Source organism: Rufibacter hautae, from assembly GCF_008271695.1.
GTDB lineage: Bacteria > Bacteroidota > Bacteroidia > Cytophagales > Hymenobacteraceae > Nibribacter > Nibribacter hautae.
In genome coordinates this window covers 777,297-798,968 of the sequence record NZ_VKKY01000002.1, presented here as the reverse complement: position 1 = coordinate 798,968, position 21,672 = coordinate 777,297, and the positions used below count along the sequence as shown (strand labels likewise).

The window sequence follows — 21,672 nt, the reverse complement described above, 5'->3', positions numbered from 1 at the left end:
CATATTTTCTGCCTCTTTTCTCTAAAACAAGCCAAAAGCACCCTTTCTCAACATGACCATTTCCTTTGACCTGGATGACACCCTGATCCCTGGCACCAAGCGCTTTCCTTCAGAGAAACAGACTTGGTTTCAGAAACTATTAGGGTTGGAGAAAATCAGGCTGGGCACTGTGCAGTTGATGAAGAAATTGAAAGCCGAAAAGCACCAAGTCATGGTTTATACCACCTCCTTTAGATCGGCTGGACACATCAGGTGGCTGTTTCTCTTGCACGGCGTTTGGCTAGACGGCATCATCAACCAACGGCGCCATGACCGTACCTTATTAACAGAAGGTAAAAGGTCCTCCAAGTACCCACCTGCCTTCAAGATTGAGGTGCATGTAGATGATTCTAAAGGCGTAGAACTGGAAGGACAGCGTTACGGCTTCAGAACCATCCTTATCACTGAGCAGGAAGAGGATGGGGTAGCAAAGGTGCTCGCGGCATTAGAGCCTACCAACAATGCAGGGTTTGTAGCAGCTACACCGTAGCTATTTAAAGACCTACTGCGCGCTCACTTTCCGCTTCATCAGATAATGGCGGTAATCTGTTCTGTCTTCCCGAAGAACGTAGACGTTCACCAGTTCCCAGCCCTGCCGGTTCAGATAATTCAAGGCATCAATCGGTGAATTAAAAACCAAAGGGTTACCGGCAGCGTCCAGCAACTTTTCATCGGTTTTCTTTTTGGATTGGCCAAAATCTACTGAAAGATAGACCTGCTTCCCGAAGGTCTTTTCCCACATAAAGGCATCGCAATACTCCTCGGTTCTCTTGGCGGGTTGCTCCTGGGCGAAAGAGATACTGGTGAGGCACAAAATAAACAGCAGCGGCATCAATAGCTTTTTCATTTTGTTTAGGTTTAGGTGAAAGAACAGGTGATATAAAGTAGTATAACCGCTGGACAGCTCTCCTTAGAGCTTCTTCCCTTCTAAGCCTCTTTTCTCTAAAACAGGTCAGAAACAGGAAAACGGCCAATTCTTGCGCCGCAAATATTAAGCCAAACCTATATTAGAAAACCACTACCCTAATCGAGGGAAAAAGACTCACACAGCAGCACCTCAGCAGGCTTTTGGGCTCTCCCATATCAGAGACAATCTTACCCTGCAAAGCCCGGCGGGAACCTGCTTTCCCCCAGTATACCGGCCTGCAATAGCCCACAAGCGCTATCATGGTGATAGACAAGAATTAAAGGAGCCCCTGATCACGAGGCGTAAAACCCCTCACCTCTTTGATATTCAATTCACAACTTCCTTATTTGGGCAAAACACTTTCTGTTGGTTTCTTCGTACTCTAGGAAGTAATTAACCTAATACCATGGACAAAATAGTAACCGAACCAGATGTAGTGTTGATTGGCGCGGGCATTATGAGCGCCACCCTGGGCGTGATGCTGAAGCAACTGCAACCGGATTTGACCATAGAAATATATGAGCGGCTAGACGAAGTAGCCTCCGAGAGTTCCGATGCCTGGAACAACGCCGGCACCGGCCACTCCGCTTTCTGCGAACTCAACTACACCCCCGAGAAACCCGACGGCTCCATCGACATCTCCAAAGCCGATGTCATTGCCGAGTGGTTTGAGCAGTCGCGCCAGTTCTGGGCGTACCTGGTAGAGCGCGGCATTCTCTCCGATCCCAAGATGTTTATCCGCAGCGTGCCGCACATGAGCTTTGTCTGGGGCGATAAAAACGTGAACTTCCTGCGCAAGCGTTATGACGCCATGACCAAGTCGCCACTCTTCCAAGGCATGCAGTACTCCGAGGATTTCGGGCAACTGAGAGATTGGATGCCGCTCATCATGAACGGCCGCAATAAGAATGAAAAAGTGGCCGCCACCCGCATGGAAGTAGGCACCGATGTGAATTTCGGCTGCCTTACCCGCCAGCTCTTCAAACACCTGAAGGAAATGGGCGGCGTGGAACTCTACCGCAACCATGAGGTGCGCTCTTTCCGGCACAAAGAAGACGGAAAATGGCGCGTCCGGATCAAAGACCTAAACACCGGCCAGAAACGCCGCGCCCGCACCAAGTTCGTCTTCATCGGCGCCGGTGGCGGATCATTGCCCCTGCTGTTGGCCTCTGGCATCCCCGAGGGAAAAGGCTTCGGCGGTTTCCCTGTAAGCGGTCAGTGGCTTAAATGCACGAACCCAGACATCATTGCCCAGCACCAAGCCAAAGTCTACGGAAAAGCCGCTGTGGGTTCACCCCCCATGTCGGTACCGCACCTGGATACCCGCGTCATCAACGGCGAGAAAGCCCTGCTTTTCGGTCCCTACGCCGGGTTCACCACCAAATTTCTGAAGAAAGGCTCTTTCTTTGATTTGCCATTCTCCATTAAGATGAACAACCTGCGTCCTATGCTGGCCGCGGGCTACACCAACATTCCGCTGACCAAATACCTTATCAACCAGGTTAGACAGTCGCCGGAAGACCGTTTGGAAGCCTTGCGTGAATACGTGCCCACCGCCCGGGCCGAAGACTGGGAACTGGAGGTAGCCGGCCAACGGGTGCAGGTGATTAAGAAAGACCCGGTAAAAGGCGGGGTGCTGGAGTTCGGAACCGAGGTGGTGAGTGCTGCCGATGGCTCTATTGCGGCGCTGCTAGGTGCCTCGCCCGGTGCCTCTACGGCTGTCTCTATTATGGTGAACCTCATCCACAAGTGCTTCCCACAAAAAGCCAACACCCCTGAGTGGCAGAACAAGATCAAGGAAATGATTCCCTCCTTCGGAATCTCCCTGGACGACAACCCGCAACTGTGCGAAGAATTAAGGGCGCATACTGGTCGGGTTCTCCAGTTGCAGGAGCCGCATCCGGTACAACGATAAGTTTAGATTTGGAAAGCCTCAGAAGATGTTCTGAGGCTTTTTTGTTTATGGGTTTCAAATGCTTTCCAGGTGAAGTATCGCGGCTCTTTGCTTATTCTCTTTTGTTTGCAAAAGCTGTTTGTGCTGGCGTGGCGATGCTGTTTATAATCAGTTTCCTTGTGCACTCTTAGTCCGCTTGTGCTGGCGTGGCGCTGCTGTTTGCGTGGGTTCAATAACTTTGTTGTTGCATAGCTGGGCTCCGAGCGCTCACGGCCGCGAGGCCCCGCCTTCCGGCATCGCGCTGCGCCAGCTTCCTTTGCTCCCTTCAGTCGCAATGCCTATCGGCACCGGAACCTGACAAGGCGCTCAACCGAAAGGCTGGAATTGGTGCATTTAGCGAAACCCTTTGCTTTATGAAACAGCAAATGCCCCCGCCTCACCTTTGTCAAGGAGGGAAGCTTTGGCAGGTTTTTATTCCCCTCCTCGGAGGGGCAGGGGTGGGTCAACAATATCATGGTTCAAGTCTGTGACTTGGACCCACAAGGATCGGCAGTTTGCAACTGCCGTGAGGCAAGAGCCTCAAAGTCGCGTTTAGATTCGTTCAAAGGCCAATTCATATCTGCCACCTGCCCCTGCCCTTCCACCTTACCCAAGATTCCCACTTTATAGGGAACAAAGTGTGAATGTTTACACCTGCAAATCCACACATTTCAATGTATGCAGAATAAGTACAGACCAGGCACCACCTTTTCTCTCAGGGTTCACAAGCAACTACCGCGGCTGCGGACAATGCCTTCAATCCTCCCTATTTGCGACGGTGAGCAGTTCCAGGGTATCCAGGTTCAAGGCGGTAAGGTAGCCCATTCCTGTTCTGCTCTTGAAGACACAACCGCCGTCAATGTTGATCACGTCTGGGACGGGTTTTGCCAGGGAGGCTTTCATTTGGTCTAGGGGGATGGGCGTGTGGCCGTGGACGATTTTTCGGTTACCCAGTTTGCGTTTGTCCACCTCAAAATTTCGGGACCAGAGTAAGGTGTGCCGGTCAGAGGCGGGGTCTGGGACCGAGAAGTTGTAGCCGGCGTGTACCAGCAGGTAATCGTCTAGTTCAATGTAGAGTTCCAGTTGGGCCATGAACTCCCAGTACATAGGCCGGATGTCCTCAATTTTTTGGGCCCGGAAACTCTTCAGGGCTTCTTTGCCGCCGTTGAACATCCAGGAGGTGTGGTAAATGGAAGTATCGCGGGCTTTCATGGCCATGTCCTCGTGGTTTCCGCAGAGCGCGTGCACGCGGTAACTGTCTTGTTGAAGTTTCATGATGTAGTCCAGCACGCCTTTGGAATCGGGACCCCGGTCTATGTAATCGCCTAAAAGGTACAGTTGATCACGGTACTTTAGATTGATGACCTCTTCCACCAGATACTGGAAGGTTTTAAGGCATCCGTGAATGTCTGAAATGGCATAGCGGCTCATAACCAGGAGGTTTAAGGTAAATGTCCATTCTACGGATTCATTCAGGGTAATGCTTTGCTACTAAGGGTGGAAAAGCTTTGGATGGGTTTAAGAACCGTTTCAGGCATGATTTTGTAAAAACGGCCACTAAACGGAGGAACCCTCCTAGGCATAAGTATCCGCGTCTTCCCGGTTTTTCAAGGAATGCAGTTCCAGGGTATCTAGGTTGAGGGCCGTGAGGTACCCTAGCCGGGAGGTGAAAACGCAGCCACCGTCAATATTGATGACGTCAGAAACCGGTTTCTTCACAGACGCGGCAATCTCGGTTAAATAAGTAGGGGTATGTCCGTGCACAATGCGTCTGCCGCCCATCATCTTGAGATCTGGCTCAAAGTCCCGGATCCAGAGCATGGCGTAGGTGTCATCGAACGGATAATCATGGGAGAAGTCAAATCCGGCGTGTACCAGCAGGTAATCGTCCAGCTCCACGTACATCTGTAGTTGGTCCAAGAACTGCCAGTACTTGTCTGGGATATCTTCCAGCGACAGGGTCTCAAAGCTCTTCAACGTCTCTATTCCCCCGTTGAGCAACCACATTTCAGGGTACTCCGGATCTTTCCGGGCGTCCAGCATCAAGTCTTCGTGGTTTCCGCAGAGGGTTATGACCTGGAAGTTAGCTTCCCGCAGCTCCAGAATGAAATCAATGACGCCTTTGGAATCTGGGCCACGGTCAATGTAGTCGCCCAGGAGGTAGAGTTTGTCATAGGTCTTCAATTTCAGTTCCTGCTCCACCATGTACCGGAAGGTCTTCGAGCATCCGTGAATATCTGAAATGGCGTATCGGTTCATAGTCTTTGCATCCTTGTTCCCTTGCCTTTTACGAGTGCGTTTCATTTCCATCTACCGGCAGCGAAGGGTATTTGGCTGGCCAGGTTTTTTGAAACTATGTTTCTGGTCTGTTTTGAGAAAATCGGCCTGAAAACGTCGTAACTTGCTCCTTTATCCAGACCTGATACTGCCCTGCTCCATGCAATCTTTCCTGCGGCAAACCGCTGAACATATTTACCAGACCTACACCGATCAACTGAGCGATTTGTGCATTGTGCTTCCCACCCGCCGTGCCACGCTCTACTTCAAGAACGCCCTGGCCCAAGCCGCTCCTACCGGCATCTGGTCGCCGCAGATTTATTCTATGGAGGAGTTTGTCTGCAACATGGCCAACGTGGAGGTTTTGGAGCCGCTGCACCTGCAACTGGATCTGTATGACCTCATGCTGCGGTTTGACCCGCACCTGGATTTTGACCAGTTTGTGGGTTGGAGTGCCACGCTGCTGGAGGATTTCTCGCGCATGGACATGGAGCTGGTGAACGCCCACGAAGTGTTTGAGTACGTGAGCGAGGCCAAGGCGCTAGAGCGCTGGGACCCCGCCAAGCCGGGCAGCAGCGTGCCCACGGCCAACGTGAAGCAGTACTTCCAATTGTGGAGCAACCTGGAACGTACGTACCACGCTTTGCAGGAGAAACTAAAAAAAGAAAAGCAGGCCTATACCGGCATGGCTTTCAGAATGGTAGCTGACCGCATCAAAGACATTGCTAGAAGCGAGAAAGGCTGTTTCCGGTACATCTTCGTGGGCTTGAACGCGCTCTCCAAAGCCGAGCAGAAGATCATCCAGACGCTCTTGGAAGCCGGCAAAGCCGAAGTTTTCTTTGACTCTGATGACTACTACATGGCCGCGGAGTCTGACAAACGGGCCGGTCATTTCCTGAAGCGCTACAAAGCCAAATGGCCCCTGCCCGAGTGGAACTGGCAGCAGAACCTTTTACTGACCGACACGAAGGAGATCAACGCCATTGGGGTGGCCAACGCCAGCATGCAGGGCAAGATTGCCGGGCAGCTGCTCCGGGAGATCCGGCAGCAGGACCCCACCGCCGAGATCGCGATTGTGATGCCCGATGAGACCCTGCTCCTGCCGGTGCTGCACTCCATCTCAGACGAAGTCACCGACTACAACGTGACCATGGGTCTGTCTTTCAAGGGCACGCCGCTGTTCAACCTTATTGACCTGCTTTTTGAGGTGCACCTCACGGGCGTGGTACAGCCCACCGATACGGGGTATAAAATCAACCGTTACCATCACCTGGCCGTCACCAAACTCTTGCAGCACCCCTTCCTGCGGCGCTATGAGCAGTACCTGAACAGCATCGCGGAGCGCGAGGTGGACTTGGACCTTTTCCAGCACGTGCTGGACGAGATGGTGGCCCGCAACAGCGTGCTGCTTACCGCCGAAGAAATCATCCGGCTGGGCCGCGAGCACCCCATGTTCATCACGCTCTTCCGGACCTGGAACGACTGCACTGATCTTATTGACACATTGTACCAACTGGTGGATGCGCTGGGTCGCATTTATCGCGTGGAATCTGAAAATCCTATTGAGACCGAGTACCTTTTCATTCTCTACACCATCGTCAAGCGGCTGGACACTTTGTTTGACTGCCGCGAGCACAAGATCTCGGTGCGCAGTTTCAAGAAGTTTCTGTATGAGCAGATCGGCAACACCAAGCTTCCGTTCAGCGGTGAACCGATTTCGCCCACGCAGGTCATGGGGATGCTGGAGACCCGCGCCCTGGACTTTGAGAACCTCATCATCCTGAGCGTGAATGAGAACGTACTGCCCCAGCCCAAGAAGCAACACTCGCTTTTTCCGTATGACGTGCTGCGCACCTTCGGGTTACCTACTTACGCTGAACAAGAGAGTATTACCTCCTACTACTTCTACCGTTTATTGCAGCGGGCCAAGCGCGTGAACTTGCTGTACGTGCTGCCCTCAGACACCTATGGATCCGGGGAAAGAAGCCGCTTCATCTTACAACTGCAGCATGATCTGGCGCCCCGAAACCTCAACATTACCTTCCGGGAAATGACGGCTGTGGTGGAACAGCTGGATACGAAAGAATACGAGCCGGACATCATCATCCAGAAAGACGGAGCGGTGCTGGACAAATTGAAAGAGCAGCTCAAGCGCGGCCTTTACCCCTCTCACCTGAACCAGTACGTGAACTGCTCCCTGCAGTATTATTTCAGCCGAATTGCCAAGCTGGAGGAGGTAGACGAGATAGATGAACTGGTAGGCGCCGATACCTTCGGGACGATTGTGCACCAGGTGCTGGAGGATTATTTCCGGCCTTTCGCCGAGGAAGCAAGACCCATTGAGGTAGCCGACGTAAACCAGATGTTGGCGGGCCTGCCCAAGAAAGTACAGTTGGAGTTCAAGCGCGGTACTTTAGGCAATCTGCCCGAACAAGGCATGAACCTGATTCTGTACCAAGTGGCTGTGCAGTTGTTGACCCGCTACTTGGAAGGCCTGCGAGACTCAGAGGAACTGCCGCTCTACATCCTGCAACTGGAAGAAACCCTCCTTACCGAGTTGGACGTAAAACTGCCCTCGGGCGAGAAAGTGCCCGTGCGCATCGCCGGGAAAGCGGACCGCATTGACCTCAGTGGCCACACCCTGCGCGTGATTGACTATAAAACCGGCAAAGTGGAAGCCCGCAACCTCAAGGTGAACCCCGAGGACCTGGAAAACACTCTCCTGCATGACCGGCACCTGGACAAAGTGCGGCAGCTGTGGCTCTATCGCTACATCCTAGCCAAAGAGATCCAGAAAGGCAGCTTGCTGGAGAGCAAAGTCCTGAACCTGCCCAAAGCCAGCTATGATTTTGAGGCCGGCATTATCTCGTTCCGGAACCTAGGGGCCGGGGTCCTCACCTCAGAGCTTCCGTTTGTGGATGCCTTAGGCGAGCCCGCCGACTTCATGGAAACCTCTGAGCGCCTGTTAAAGGACCTGGTGCAGCACATGCTCAACCCAGAAGAACCAATCCGGAAGACGAATGACCTGGAAACCTGCCAATACTGCGCTTATAAAAGCATTTGTGCCCGAGGCTAGTTAAGATTGGGAAACTCTGGTGGCTGGCTCCTGGTACGCAGGTGCATAGTACTCTTTAATGGCCTGGAGTTGTTTCCGGCGCTGCAAGGACATGGCAATGCCCATGGCTACCCAAAGCAAGCCAGAGGGCAAGAAGTGCATTTCAAAGGTGGCGTACATGGGCAACGTGGCCAACACCTTAGGCAGCGCAAAACCTAGAGGCGCCGTGCACAACCCAAATGCCATGAGTCCGAACCGAACCCAGGTGGGTAGCAGGCGCGGCTTCAGGCAAGCAATACTCAGTAGGATGGCGCTAATGAACATGGCAAGGCAGGCGATGGGCATTACGTAGGGAATCATGTGCCAGAAAGTAACTGCCACAAAACCGGTTATAGCCGCCAGAAACGCCACAATCCCGAAGAACAGTACGCCATACTTGAGGCCATTTAGCTGTCGGTAATAGGCCATAGCCAGGGCAATCAAGGTCAGATCAATGGTGGCAAAGGCAGCCGTGAACAGGGAACCGTCAATGACACCCAATGGGCTGCTCATATCGTCCCAGAGGATCTTGCCGGTTTGAAACCCGTACGCCAGGTGTAGAACATAGTGAATGGCCAGAAGCGATCCTCCCAGCATCCCGATCATAGGAACCGGCTTTGACAAAATGGTTTTCTGCAATTGCATTTGGTTACTGTTAATGGTAAGACGTATGTTCTTTTCCGCTACTCCTCCCTACCCGCAGGTAGTCTGATTCCAAAAATTTCAGCCTGAAAAAAGTTTTAGTTCGGTAGATTACCTCTATCTTTAAACTTCTTTACCTTAGCTATTTAGGTCTTGTATTTTAAAATATAAGTAGAAGCAATGATTCACTTCTCAGGTTTGTAAGAATAAGACAAAGCACGCCTGCCTTTACCCTATGCCCAACCAAAATTTAGTTTTAACCTTCCTTCTGGAAAACAGGCCTAAATCAGATAATGGTCGGAAATACTAAAAATGAAAATGGAGGTGCAGTAACCTACTCCAATAGAAAAGAAGGCACCTTTAGCGATCTGCCTCAATCCGGAAGTGACAATCAATCCTTCAGAAATCAACTATTAGAGAAATCAGGGAAGTCACTAGCTCAGGTTTCAGTACTGGCCGTTTAGAGCCAGATTTGCAAAAATGACCCTAAAAACGAAGAGCTCCTGCCATGGTGTGACAGGAGCTCTTCCGTTGAAATTATAAGAGCAATTTACCCGTGGTGGAAAGGGCATTTGGAAAGCTGGTTCACATCTCCCTCTTCGGCGTGTTCTACGGCGCGTACGTTGCGCATGATGAACTTGCTGTTCGGGTAAGTGGGCATGCGCTCCAGGCTGAAATTCAGGTCCTGGGGCGGCACCTCGTACTCCATGTACCTGGAGAGGAAAACCATGGACACTTTCATGGCCTCAATGGTCACCCATTCGCCGGCGCAGCGGTGGCCCGTGAAGTGGTCGCCTCCGCCCTGCGGGATGAAGTTAAAGGCGCTTCCGTCCCAATATCGGAACCGGTACGGGTAGAACTCATCCGGATTCTCCCAAATCTGCTCATCATGCAGGGTGCCGTACACATCCAGGAACACCAGGGTGCCTTTCTTAAATTTGTGACCTCCCCAGGTGAAATCGTTTTTGACCCGATTTCCTAAAGATGGCCCGAAAGGATAATACCGGCGCACCTCCTGCACAAACATCTCCACGTACCCTTCTTCGCCAGCAGCAATTTTACGGCGAGCTACCGGGTGTTCGTGCAGCGCCACTGCACCGAAGGTAATGTACCAGGCAATGGCCACAATGGGCCGCAACAAGTTGATCAACTCCACCGCCGCCATGTGCGGGTCCAGCAGTTGGTCTTCAATGTCTCGGTGAAAGGCAATGACATGGGCAGGTGAGTTCTCCGGCACCTTCAGTTTGCCATCCCTTATTCTTTGGATAATGTCTTCAATCCAGGCCTCAGCCCTTTTCCGGGCTATTCTGCCCCGCATGTGCCTCGGGCCAACCGCCCCGAAAGCATCTACCATGGCCGCAAAATCGCTGGCCCGATTGCGCACGTCTTCGTTGATCAGCGGCACGCCGGTCCAGGCGCAGGCCACGCGACAAAGCAGGTCCTGGGTTTCCTCAAACAACACCACCTCTTCCTGGTGCTCCCACCGGTGAATGGCCGCCTGCCACTGTTGGGTTAAAAGTCGGTTCAGTTTATACAGGCTGTCTGGCGTCATCAAAGACATGAACATGGCTTTGCGGTGCAGGTGCCCTTCGCCGTCCATGGTTTGGATGGCGTCTTTGCCCATCAGCGTCCGCTGGATTCGGTTAGGAATGGCCTGGAACCGCATGAACTTATCTGGGTCATAGAACACCTTGGCGGCTTCCTCGCCGTGAAGGCAGATCACGTTCTGGAACATGATCCTGGTTTTGAAGATGTTAGAGTGGAAGCGCTTTACCCGGTTATGGATGAACGGAAAGCCTTCCAGCAAAAGATTAAGGGAGTTGTCAAGTACTTTTTCGTGCAGAACAGCGCTCATGACCTTGCGTTTTGATGGTACGATACCCCCAGCCAGAGATTTCCTGCCGGATGGAGATTTTGCCTAGGTAAAGCGTACGCACGTAAAACCGGGGTGTTCCTGTTCAGACCTCTCGGAAACGAAATAGGGTATAAACCACAAACCTTCCTGAAGAAAGCCGGGTGATTCTAAGTAAGAGGAAAGGGTTTTTAAGCCCTATTTACAGAAAACAGGCGCTTAACGCTACGCCACCTGCCGTACTGGCAGCACGCGGTGCAAAACCGTGCGGCTAGAGAAATACATGGCCAGCCCGAAGGGAATAAAGCACAACAGCCAGGCCACAATACCCACCAGGTTCGCCAGCCAAAGCTGTTGCAAAGCAGTTACCCAATCAGCTTTGAACATAGCGATGAGTTTCTCCAGAGAAAACGGGATAGGCGTCATGGGGAAAATAGACTGGCCCAGATCTACAAACGGCACATACAACGCCAGCTGCACGGGCTGCATGAGGTAGCCAATGAGAATAGTAAAAGCCACGTTCAGCCGAAGCCGGACGGCCCAGAACGTACACAGAACGGTGGTAAGTCCAAGAAAAGGAACCATGCCAAACCCCGCACCCAGGGTAAGGGTTAGCGCGAGCTGGTGTGGGGTGATGCCTTGCTTCACCAGATTGAGCACGGGTTCCCACAGCTTGCGCCGGATAAAATGCTTTACTCCTCCCCTTTTAAATAGTAACACGTTCATTCAATAATTTACGACTTTAGCGTTAAGTGTTCTGCCTTACGGTAGTAACGGCAAAAGTTGTGCTAAAATCCCTTCCCGCAGAAATTATTCCGCTTTCCTTCAAGAAACCTGTTCCCTCTCCCTGTGAGGAAGCAACTTTGACGTGTCATACGCACAAAACCTTCTAGTCGCAGAAAGAGGAACCGGTACATTCGTTAATACCGGAAACACCCGGAAGTAAACACTCTATTACAGCTTAAACAGATAAAATCTTCTGCTGTTATTATAAAGACAGTTTAAACGCTTGCTAACCCTATTACTAATTGCGAAAAATTTTAGGCTTGGGCACTATTGTCTTATCTTTAGGTGTTGATTCTCCTGACGTACCCTTCACTCCTATGGATATAACCCTCGCCCTGCTCGCCTTTGTCGTTGGCGGCATCCTCACCTACTTTCTGGTTCAGGGCAAACTCTCTGCCCTGAAAACAAGCCTGCAAAACCAGGAAGCCGACCGCGCCTTCGCCCTTAAACAACAAGAGGCGGCCCAGGCCGAGATGCAGAAACTACAGGAACAGCTGCGCCGCGAGAATAGCAAAGTCATGGAATTGCACGCCGAGGTTACCCGGGCCGAGAACGACATCTATCATCTTAAACAGAAACTTTCTGACGAGCGCGCCGAACTGGCGCACCTGCGCGACACCTTCATACAGCAGTTCACCCAGGTATCAAACCAGGTGCTGGTGACCAACGCCGAGCATTTCAGGAAAGCCTCCGCCGAGAACCTGGAGCAGGTCTTGTCTCCATTGAAAGAGCGTATCAAAGAATTTGAGCACAAAGTGGAGGAGACGTACGAGAAAACCCTGAAGGACAGCACCTCGCTCAAAGAGCAGATCACCTACATGGCCAGCCTGAACCAGCAGATGAGCCAGGACACCATCAACCTCACCAAAGCCCTGCGGGGCGAAAAGAAAGCCCAAGGTAATTGGGGCGAATACCTCCTGGAGAACCTGCTGGAAAAATCGGGTCTGGAGCGTGACGTGCATTACCGCCGCGAGCAGGTGCTGCAGCACGATGAAGCCAAGATCTTCCGCCCCGATGTCATCATTGACCTGCCCGACAACAAACACCTCATTATTGACTCCAAGGTGAGTTTAGTGGCTTATGACGCATACTGTAACTGCGAGGACGAAATCCAGCAGCAACTGCACCTGAAGAGCCACATCCAGGCGCTCCGCACCCACTTCACCGATTTAGGCCGCAAAAACTACCAGCACCTGCACGGCATCCAATCGCCTGATTTCGTGCTGATGTACATTCCCATTGAGCCGGCTTTCAACCTAGCTATCCAGCAGGACCGCGACCTTTTCCTGGAGGCCCTAGACCGTAATATCGTGTTTGTGACTACCTCTACCCTTTTGGCCACTCTGCGCACCGTAGCCAGCGTTTGGAAACAGGAAAACCAAAAGCGCAACGTACTACGCATAGCAGAGGAAAGCGGTAAGCTTTACGACAAATTCGCCAATTTCCTGGAAGACCTCAAAGATATAGGCGTGAACCTGGACCGTAGCCAGCAAAAGTACCACTCTGCTATGAACAAGCTGTCTGAAGGAAACGGAAACCTGCTGAAGAAAGTGGAATTACTGAAAAAGCTGGGCGCCCGCACAAGCAAAACCATGGAAACCCAATGGCTCCAAAATGCCCCAAATGTGAACAATGGATTGTTTGAGACTCAAGGTCTGCTTAACGGTAAGCCTATAGAAGAAGAAAATATGGAGGAGATTTAATTAGGTAGTGCGCAAAAATTAAAATAACCCAACCAATCCTTTGTATAACAGAAGAGGCAGCTACTCTCGTAGCTGCCTCTTCTGTTATACAAGGTTAAGCATTGCATTTACAGATCAGGTGGTACCGGTAGTGGTACCAGTTGTACCAGCGGTAGTTCCAGTTGTACCAGTTGTACCGGTAGTTGTACCAGTTGTACCGGTGGTAGTTCCAGTTGTACCTGTGGTACCAGTAGTAGTACCGCTTGTGGTGCCTGTGGTTGTCCCTGTGGTTCCTGTGGTGCTTGTTGTTCCAGTAGAACCAGTAGTTGTGCCAGTTGTGGTTCCTGTGGTGGTACCCGTTGTGGTGCCCGTCGTAGTGCCGGTGGTGGTACCCGTCGTGGATCCTGAGGTTGTTCCGGTTGTAGTACCTGTTGTGCCTCCTGAATTGTTAGTGTCATCGTCATCATCACAGGAGGATGCCAAGGACACTCCGGCTACAAACACAGGAGCCATCAGGAATGAAATCCATTTCTTCTTCATAATTCTACCCAATTAAAATTTTTTAAGAAAGCTAATAAGTTAACTTATACGATCTTGTAATTTTAATTGAGCATCTATGGATCACTTATTAAATACGGTTTTTTATCCGTAATAACTTTTAATTAATGTTGTTTATCGCTTAAAAAGTAAAAACACTCAGGTAACCTACACTTATAAATACCCATGCCTTACTGGGTACAAACCCTTATAGGGCTATATATTATGTCTTCCAACTTCATATTCATATATTGAATTTCAATAAATAAGGGAATTATAAACATACCATTTTAATCATTTAAAACTTCTAACATTAAATTAAAAATTTCGTAAAAAACTCAAATACAGTTTAATTTACTCTTTAAATTAGACAGTTTAATCCTTTTTTAACATTGTATTTACTTAAATATAAAAGAGCCAATTATTTAAAGTAATTGGCTCTTTTATCTGGTATTGTTTGGAATTTAATTCACCTGTTGGCCTTTCAGTTTTGCCAATAACTCTTGGGTTTGCTCCCATTCCTCTATTTCCTTTTTGTCTGTAGTTCGACGATTGCCGCTTTTTGAATAAAAAGTCAAGAGGTTTTGTTTCAGCTCGGGCTTAAGAGAGGCAAAGCCTTCCTTGTCTAATTTCTTGAGCCACTCAGCATAGGTTTTGTCGGCTTTCCCATATTTACCCAAAGCACTGCGATCTCCGGTGTCTAAGGCGGTGTTTTGTAACGATGAAGCGGTTACAGGTAAGTTCTGCAAACCCAGGCCGTAGTTTTTAGAAGTAGCATTGAAACTCTCCATAAAAAACTGTTCGGCCTCTGGGGTGGGAGGCTTGAAGGCAAAGGTGCGGTTAGGGCCAATTTTGGGCAGTACCCGCAAAAGCCAGCTTAAAAACTTTTGGAACAGATTAGGTTGCTGGTACTCGCGGCCCCATTGCTTATGGTAATCCGTTTTCCGGATGCGGTACAGATACTGCCGGCGCGTCATGCTAGGTTTACCCGATTTAATATCTGATTCCTTCAGGTTCCAGGCGGCTTTGGTAAGGCTGGGGATCAAGGTGTTCACCGATCTTCTGAAAGAACCAATGGTGAGTTTCAGGCTGACAAAAAGGCTGCTAAATTCCAACCCATAAGTTTTCTTGAACGCCCGTTCCAATGACTCCTGGCTTACTTCAAACCCTATGAAATCATGGTAGGCCTCTGGCGCGTAATTGCCTCTGGCCACCTGCAGCACATCGAAGCCAAACTCCATTTTAATGTGTGCCACAGGGTTCTCCTCATACGTGACAGAATTGCCGTATTGCGCCTTCATCTCGGGGTACACCAGCGGCACGGACCGGTTGGTACCGATGGGGTGGCCATAATTATCGGCGTAGTAATGCGCCAGGGCACCCAACGCAAAAGCATATTCATCTAAAGTATGCGCCTCCTCCAGCAGGGCAACAATGAAATCTCCGCTGCGAACATAATGGGTTAGATCCGTGAAAAAGGTGTTCCCGAAAGGATAATACCCCATGTCTTGGATAATGGCCCCGCCGTAAGCGTGGGCATGTGCTGTACGCAGTTGCTCTTCTGTGGCACCCGGATACTTTTTCTTCAATATAGGCAATAAGGAGGGTTCCCAGGCCACATCAATGATGGCTTGGTGCGTCAACACGCCATAGGCTTTTCCCTCTTTTGGATTAGCGAACAGCAGCAAAAACAGAAAAGAAAGAAAGAAACAGTATCGGTTTTCTTGCATAGGAAGGAGGCTACAATCAGGTACCTGAACACAGGCGCCAGCAGACCTTCTTACGTTAAATACGGATATTTAGATTAAACCCGCAGCCCTACCCCTCTATGGGAACTCTTTTACCTGTTTCTCAGGTGTTTTTCTTAAATCAGGCCGAAATCAAAGAATGAACTTTGGTATTTAGGACCGAAGTAATTCCCGGATGAATCTACCGGAAGGGTATACAAACAACAAAAGGCGCCCCTTTACGGAAGCGCCTTTGTCATCATATATCATTATATCTCACTAGTAGTTTGCCTCTACGCCCGGCAAGTCAATGAGGATGAAAGTACTATCGGCAGCAGCTTTGATTCTGAGGGCATCCACATCAGAGGACCTTACCTGGTCGTTTTTCTGGACCTGGATCCCGTTCACGAACAACTCCCCGGTGGTGACATAGATAAGGCCCTTCCGGATGGGGAAGGTTTTGAAGTCAATCTCTTTGCCGTCTTTAAGGTTGGCGTAGTAGATTGTGGAATTAGAGTTGATGTACACCACGTCTTCCAGCACCTTCTGGCCGGTCACCAATGGAACCAACTCGTTTTTCTCATCGGTGAAATCAATGGACTTTTGCTCATAGCTGGGGGCAAGTCCTTTCTTGTTGGGGAAAAACCAGAGTTGATACAGGTGGAGGTCCTTGTCTGAACTGTTGTGCTCTGAATGCCGCACCCCGGTACCCGTGGTCATGCGCTGCACCTCTCCTGCCTTGATCACCGTATTGTTGCCCAGGCTGTCTTTATGGGTTACCTCCCCTTCCAGCACAATGGTCACAATCTCCATCTCGGAATGCGGATGCTCTGGGAACCCGCTGTTTCCTTTGATGTAATCGTCGTTGAAGACCCGCAGCGGTCCCCACTGCACGTTGTTCAGGTCATAGTAGTCTGAAAAGGAAAACAGAAAGTAAGAATCCAGCCATCCGTGGGAGGCGTGGTGTCTATCTGCGGCAGGAATCACTTTGATCATGGGAAAAGGGGCTTGATGTTCTTTGGTAAATACGTACCCAAGCCCCTGAGGTTTATTATGGGTTTTCTAAATAAAAAAGGAGTCCGTTTAGGAGCTGTTTTCTGAAAAACAACTCCTAAACGGACTCCTACAAAAAAGCCTTGGTATTTACTTGGTGGTCTTCAGCTTCTTTACCTCCTGTTGCAGGTCAAGCACCAGTGAGGTCAACTTGTCCAGGGAGATCTCAGCCATGGGGAAAGTGGTGCTGATATAAGCCTTTGCTTCCCACAGCTCTACTATATCATCCAACGCTACGTCATATGGTTCGTAGCTTGGGTTGTCTGAGTGCAGGCGAAGCGCCGTCTGCTTCTGCTGGTGGTAAATGCGCTTGAACACAATACCTTCCTGCAGACTCACCACGATACAAGGGGTACCGTCTTTTATCTCCTGCCAATTCTCTACGTAACGCCCCACAATCACCGTTCCGGAAGGAATAGGCAACATGGAGTCTCCTTTTATCTCAAACGCCCGGTACGTGCCGGGGCTCTGGATCATAGGCAAGCGGAATTTTGGAAGTTCCTCCATGAACTCCGGGTCTGAGTAGCCATTGAGGTAACCAGCACTGGCTTTGTAAGGCACCAGTTCAATATTCTCGCGGTCCTGGGCATCCACCGTGATGGAAAGCACCTTTACATTGGCATTGCGCTTAGAAGAACCGTTTTTAGCGACATTGGGCAGATCTGGATTGATCAACTCATCTACTGACAAGTGGAAGACCTGCGCCATTTTCACTAAGGTGGCCAATTTAGGCTCGGCCCGCCCTTCTTCGTAGGCACCAATCAAGGACCGTTTAATCTCCAGCTTCTCCGCCAATTGTACTTGGGTAAGGTTAAGCTGCTTTCTAAGATATTTTAGGTTCGTGCTAAGCATAGGAAGGTCCGTTGAATGTTTAATGAAGTAAAAGTACTAATTCTTTAGCAAACAACTAAAATTTTTGGCATCTGTTTTTTTTAATAAGCTATTCTTTTGGTAAAATCAAGCTAAAAAAGCACAAATACTTAATTTACAGCTGACTAAAGAGTAGATTATACCTCTACAAAGTCATATATTAATATATATAAAGTATTTAATATCAAGGTTTTATTTATTCACACTTTTGGATGCTAATTGGATTATTTACTACATTTGAAAAAATGCATCAGTATTCACAACATTGAAGGTGTTTTACTTAGCTCATCTCTATGCGTAATTTTTACTAACCAAAAGTGTATGAATTCAACTACGTTTAAGAAAGCAGTGTCCTTTTTTGCACTGGCCTCCGTGTTTTCAATGTCTGGTTGCCAGCAAGATGAATTGATGGAAGAAACGGCGCAAGCGCCCGTTGAGCCTACGGCAACCTCCAAAGCCGTAGCCGGAAAATTCATTGTGATCCTGAAGAACGGCTCTGCCCAATCTCCTACGCAACTTCGCGAAAAGGTTTTAGGCCGGAATGGATTTGAAGCCAGCCGGGCCCGCGAGATTTTCCAGGGTGCGGTGAACGGTTTTTCGGGGTCTTTTTCCAAAGAAGAGATAAACCTCCTCAAAGAGGACCAAAACGTAGCGTATATTGAGCCTGAGCAAGCCATCATGCTGGGCAAATCCACTGCCGCCACTTCTACAACCACCACCACTTCCACCACCACTTCTACCCAAACTATTCCTTGGGGCGTTTCGCGCGTGGGGTATGGCGATGGTACCGGCAAAACCGTGTGGGTGATTGACTCTGGCGTGCAGTCCAGCCACCCAGACCTGAACGTAGACAAAACCCGCAGCAAGTCGTTCATTTCCGGCGATGCTTCCTTTGAAGACGGGTATGGCCATGGTACCGGAGTAGCCGGCATCATTGGTGCCAAAAACAACAACGAAGGCGTGGTGGGTGTAGCCGCTAACGCGACCATCGTGGCCCTTCGCGTGTTTGACAACACCGGTTACGGTACCCTTACCCGCATCTACTCGGCTTTGAACCACGTGTATCAGTACGGCAAGCCCGGCGATGTGGTGAACATGAGCCTACGCGTAGCTGCTTCTACCATGCTGGATGACTTGGTGAGAAAAACCGCTGCCCGCGGCATCTTCATCGCGGTTGCTTCTGGTAACAGCTACATTGACTGCAAGGCAGATTCTCCGGCCCGCGTAATTGCGCCAAACGTGTTTGTGGTTTCCAACATGGACTCGTACGGCAAGTTTAACCCAACCTCCAACTTCGGAGCTTCCGTGAAATACGCCGCCCCGGGTACTAACATCCGTACCACTTGGAAAGGCAGTGGGTACGCCACTGGTAACGGTACTTCTTACGCCGCCCCGCACGTAGCCGGTATCCTGGCCCTGACTGGTGGAAAGGTGAACACGCAAGGTCTGGTGACCAGCGACCCAGATACCACGCCAGATCCAATTGCTTTAAAATAATTTTTTCATAGTAAGTACCTCTGTACTCAAAAGAAGAAAGGCCCGGCTATAAGCCGGGCCTTTCTTCTTTTATTCTAATAGTAATTTGCTAATGCTATTTATAGCCCAGTTTTGGAAAAACCTACCGAATACAGGATTGAATTTCCTTTCAATAAGCAAACAAGAAGCCGGACTTACATCAGCTGTTTTCTTTGTTGAACCGGCCTATTCCTAATCGTATTTTCAGGTAATCTATTTCGCCTTCCAGGTACTCAAAGATGGGCTTCAGGGCTGCCGTTTGTTTCGTCTGCAGAATGGCTTCCTTTACCCGGCTGTATTCCCAGTCAGATAAATAAGGCTTTAAATCCACGTCATAGCCCTGTTGGTACAGCGTGGCTAAGTGCGAATACACCGTGTTGATCTGCACTTGCCGCTGCTCTGAAATCTGTTCCGGGGTTTTCCCCTGGCGTAAGAGTTCATAGGTGACCAGGTGCGTGGTTCCTTTCATGCGGGCATGTTGCTGCTCGGCTTGTTGGGCTAGGAAACTCAGGATGGCATTGATGAAAATCTCCCCGTACTGCTCGTACTTGGCTTGGGCCACCCCGGAAATAGCCAGGAAAGCCGGACGGTTGGTGGGCCGTTGCTCCACAATCTCCTGCAAAGTATTATCTGTGAAGACCACGTACGGCGGAATGTTGCGCTCGCTAGCCAACTGTTTCCGGAGTTGCCGCAGGTGCTCAAACAAAGCCGTCTCCACCCCACTTCTTGATTTCTTCTGCCGCTTCTCTTTCTCTTCTTTGGGCAGCGGTGCCTGGAATTTCACCAGTTCCACTTTTTTGCCCTTAAAAAGAACATCCTGGCTCGCATTGGTCAGCTTCAAAGCGCCATGCTCATCGTACGCCACTTCCAGAATTCCTTGGTTAATCAATTGGTGGATGTAGCGCTGCCAGTCCTGCGAGGGCACATCGCGCCCTGCCCCGAAGGTTTTCAGTTGGTCATAGCCCCTGGTCAAGGTAAGCTGGTTGCGGGAGCCGCGCAGAATATCCACCACTTGCGCCGAGGCCACGGTCTCTTTGGTTCTGGCTACCGCCGATAGAATCTTTTGGGCCAGTTCGGTGCCGTTGAAAGAAGTAGGCGGGTTATCACAGATATCGCAGTTGCCGCAGTCTTTGGAATACTCCTCCCCGAAGTAGTGCATCAGGGTTTTACGCCGGCAACTGGTGCTTTCCGCGAACTGCTGCATGCGGTCCAGCTTGGCCAACGACAAAGCCTGCTCTTTGCTGCTCTCACCATTCGTGACAATATCTCGCAGCGTCATAACATCGGCCAAGCTGTAAAACAACAAGGCTTCGGCGGGGGCACCGTCACGGCCACCGCGGCCTATCTCCTGGTAGTAGCTTTCCAGGTTCTTGGGCAGGTTGTAATGAATGACCCAACGCACATTGGACTTGTCAATACCCATCCCGAAGGCGATGGTGGCGCACATGATCTGAATGTTGTCCTGCAGGAATTTCTCCTGCACATTTTCGCGGTCCCTAGCCGAGAGACCGGCGTGGTAGTAGTCGGCGTTGTAGCCTTTCTCCTTCAGTTTGGCAGCCAGAGACTCAGTGGCTTTCCGGCTGAGGCAATAAATAATACCCGGTTGGAAAGGCCGCTCCTCCAGAAAATCAAGGATACCTTCCATGCGTTTCTGGCCCGGCTGCACCTGCAGGTAGATGTTGGGCCGGTCAAAGGACGAAATGAAAACCTTTGGGTCCTGCAAATACAGCTGCGTAAGGATGTCGCGCTGCGTCAAGCGGTCTGCCGTGGCGGTGAGGGCGATGATGGGCACCTCGGGGAACTGCAGTTTCAGGTTCTTCAGCTGCAGGTACTCCGGCCGGAAATCATGGCCCCACGCCGAGATACAGTGCGCCTCGTCAATAGCAAACAGGTTGATCTGTAGCCGCTTCAGAAAAGAAAAGAAACCTGCGGAAAGGAGTTTCTCCGGGGAGACATAAAGCATTTGCATGCGACCATCGAAGCACTGCTGTTCAATAAGCTGCTGTTCTTTGGCGGATTGAGAGCTGTTCAGGTAACCGGCATTCACGCCATTGCCTAGCAGCGCCTCTACCTGGTCTTTCATTAAGGCGATAAGTGGAGACACTACCACGGAGAGACCAGGCATGACCAGCCCCGGTACCTGGTAGCACACCGATTTCCCCCCGCCCGTTGGCATGAGTACTACCGTGTCCCGCTTCTCCAGTACGTTGGTGATGATATCCTCTTGTCCCGGTCTGAACTGATCGTAGCCAAAATACTGCTTCAGAACCTCCCGTGCTTCCCTTACTCCCATTTTCTAACTGTTTTGACAAAAATAAGGCAAAAACCCCTCTTTTCCTTCGGCCGCCAGGTCAATAAATAGAAATAGCCCGGAAAACTCCCGGGCTATCTAAAATGATTAGCAAAAAGGATGCTGCCTACAAGATGGCGTCTATGATGGCGGTGATGATGGACAAGACCAAACTAAATAGAATAGCCGTAATGATGCCGTTGATATCAAACCCGGTGAGCAGGTAATCTGCCAGGTAAAGGATGATGGCGTTGATCACCAGCAGGAACAGCCCCAGCGTCATGAAGGTGATGGGTATGGTGAGGAATACCAGGATCGGGCGTACTACCGCGTTCAGAATAGCCAGCACCAGGGCCAGCAGAATGGCACTGGTGATACCGTCAATGGTCACGCCCGGGAAAAACTGGGCCAGCACCAAGGCCACAATGCCAGTGATGATAATCTTGAGGATAAATCCCATAGTTTTAG

General features: G+C 50.4%; 17 protein-coding genes. 5 read left to right on the top strand and 12 right to left on the bottom strand.

The features are described from left to right. Positions 1–52: 52 nt before the first annotated feature. Positions 53–529, top strand: coding sequence for a hypothetical protein (locus tag FOA19_RS12170; protein WP_149091088.1), 477 nt, complete (start codon positions 53–55; stop codon positions 527–529). A gap of 12 nt (positions 530–541) precedes the next feature. Here the strand turns inward: FOA19_RS12170 and FOA19_RS12165 are convergent, their stop codons facing one another. Further along, positions 542–886 (bottom strand): hypothetical protein, encoded by a 345-nt coding sequence (locus tag FOA19_RS12165; protein ID WP_149091087.1) that lies wholly within the window; start codon positions 884–886, stop codon positions 542–544. A gap of 466 nt (positions 887–1,352) precedes the next feature. Between FOA19_RS12165 and FOA19_RS12160 the strand changes: the two genes are divergently transcribed. Then, positions 1,353–2,861 (top strand): malate:quinone oxidoreductase, encoded by a 1,509-nt coding sequence (locus tag FOA19_RS12160; RefSeq protein WP_149091086.1) that lies wholly within the window; start codon positions 1,353–1,355, stop codon positions 2,859–2,861. A 774-nt stretch (positions 2,862–3,635) separates the two neighbouring features. Here FOA19_RS12160 and FOA19_RS12155 read toward each other — a convergent pair. Together FOA19_RS12155 and FOA19_RS12150 are read right to left on the bottom strand one after the other, a co-directional pair. Beyond that, complete coding sequence (locus FOA19_RS12155; protein WP_149091085.1) at positions 3,636–4,310, bottom strand: metallophosphoesterase family protein; 675 nt, start codon at positions 4,308–4,310, stop codon at positions 3,636–3,638. 144 nt (positions 4,311–4,454) lie between these two features. Beyond that, positions 4,455–5,138: a metallophosphoesterase family protein gene (locus FOA19_RS12150; RefSeq protein WP_190300385.1), complete on the bottom strand. Its 684-nt coding sequence runs from the start codon at positions 5,136–5,138 to the stop codon at positions 4,455–4,457. A gap of 178 nt (positions 5,139–5,316) precedes the next feature. Between FOA19_RS12150 and FOA19_RS12145 the strand changes: the two genes are divergently transcribed. Continuing rightward, positions 5,317–8,232 (top strand): PD-(D/E)XK nuclease family protein, encoded by a 2,916-nt coding sequence (locus FOA19_RS12145; RefSeq protein ID WP_149091083.1) that lies wholly within the window; start codon positions 5,317–5,319, stop codon positions 8,230–8,232. Here FOA19_RS12145 and FOA19_RS12140 read toward each other — a convergent pair whose 3' ends face one another. The 3 genes from FOA19_RS12140 to FOA19_RS12130 all read right to left on the bottom strand — a co-directional run bounded on the left by FOA19_RS12140 (position 8,233) and on the right by FOA19_RS12130 (position 11,470). Beyond that, positions 8,233–8,895 carry a hypothetical protein gene (locus FOA19_RS12140; protein WP_149091082.1) on the bottom strand — a complete coding sequence of 221 codons (663 nt, stop codon included), beginning with the start codon at positions 8,893–8,895 and terminating at the stop codon, positions 8,233–8,235. 547 nt (positions 8,896–9,442) lie between these two features. Further along, positions 9,443–10,747, bottom strand: coding sequence for a cytochrome P450 (locus FOA19_RS12135; protein WP_149091081.1), 1,305 nt, complete (start codon positions 10,745–10,747; stop codon positions 9,443–9,445). A 222-nt stretch (positions 10,748–10,969) separates the two neighbouring features. Next, on the bottom strand, positions 10,970–11,470 hold the full coding sequence (locus tag FOA19_RS12130; protein WP_149091080.1) for a DUF2062 domain-containing protein: 501 nt from the start codon (positions 11,468–11,470) through the stop codon (positions 10,970–10,972). Positions 11,471–11,847: 377 nt separating this feature from the next. Between FOA19_RS12130 and rmuC the strand changes: the two genes are divergently transcribed. Then, entirely contained in the window at positions 11,848–13,233 is a 1,386-nt protein-coding gene (rmuC, locus tag FOA19_RS12125) for a DNA recombination protein RmuC (protein ID WP_149091079.1), read from the top strand. Positions 13,234–13,347: 114 nt separating this feature from the next. On the opposite strand, the gene FOA19_RS12120 is transcribed toward rmuC, so the two are convergent. The 4 genes from FOA19_RS12120 to FOA19_RS12105 all read right to left on the bottom strand — a co-directional run bounded on the left by FOA19_RS12120 (position 13,348) and on the right by FOA19_RS12105 (position 17,381). Then, positions 13,348–13,752, bottom strand: coding sequence for a hypothetical protein (locus FOA19_RS12120; RefSeq protein ID WP_190300384.1), 405 nt, complete (start codon positions 13,750–13,752; stop codon positions 13,348–13,350). Between the two features lie 461 nt (positions 13,753–14,213). After that, complete coding sequence (locus FOA19_RS12115) at positions 14,214–15,479, bottom strand: zinc dependent phospholipase C family protein (protein ID WP_149091078.1); 1,266 nt, start codon at positions 15,477–15,479, stop codon at positions 14,214–14,216. Positions 15,480–15,755: 276 nt separating this feature from the next. Continuing rightward, entirely contained in the window at positions 15,756–16,472 is a 717-nt protein-coding gene (locus FOA19_RS12110; RefSeq protein ID WP_149091077.1) for a pirin family protein, read from the bottom strand. 147 nt (positions 16,473–16,619) lie between these two features. After that, positions 16,620–17,381, bottom strand: a complete 762-nt coding sequence (locus FOA19_RS12105; RefSeq protein WP_149091076.1) for a LexA family transcriptional regulator — start codon at positions 17,379–17,381, stop codon at positions 16,620–16,622. A gap of 339 nt (positions 17,382–17,720) precedes the next feature. Here FOA19_RS12105 and FOA19_RS12100 point away from each other — a divergent pair, with 339 nt between their 5' ends. After that, a complete protein-coding gene (locus tag FOA19_RS12100; RefSeq protein ID WP_223808866.1) occupies positions 17,721–18,896 on the top strand; it encodes a S8 family serine peptidase in 1,176 nt (391 codons plus the stop codon). A 178-nt stretch (positions 18,897–19,074) separates the two neighbouring features. On the opposite strand, the gene recQ is transcribed toward FOA19_RS12100, so the two are convergent. After that, positions 19,075–21,207: a DNA helicase RecQ gene (gene recQ, locus FOA19_RS12095; RefSeq protein ID WP_149091075.1), complete on the bottom strand. Its 2,133-nt coding sequence runs from the start codon at positions 21,205–21,207 to the stop codon at positions 19,075–19,077. 124 nt (positions 21,208–21,331) lie between these two features. Then, a complete protein-coding gene (locus FOA19_RS12090) occupies positions 21,332–21,664 on the bottom strand; it encodes a phage holin family protein (RefSeq protein ID WP_149091074.1) in 333 nt (110 codons plus the stop codon). Positions 21,665–21,672: the final 8 nt, after the last annotated feature.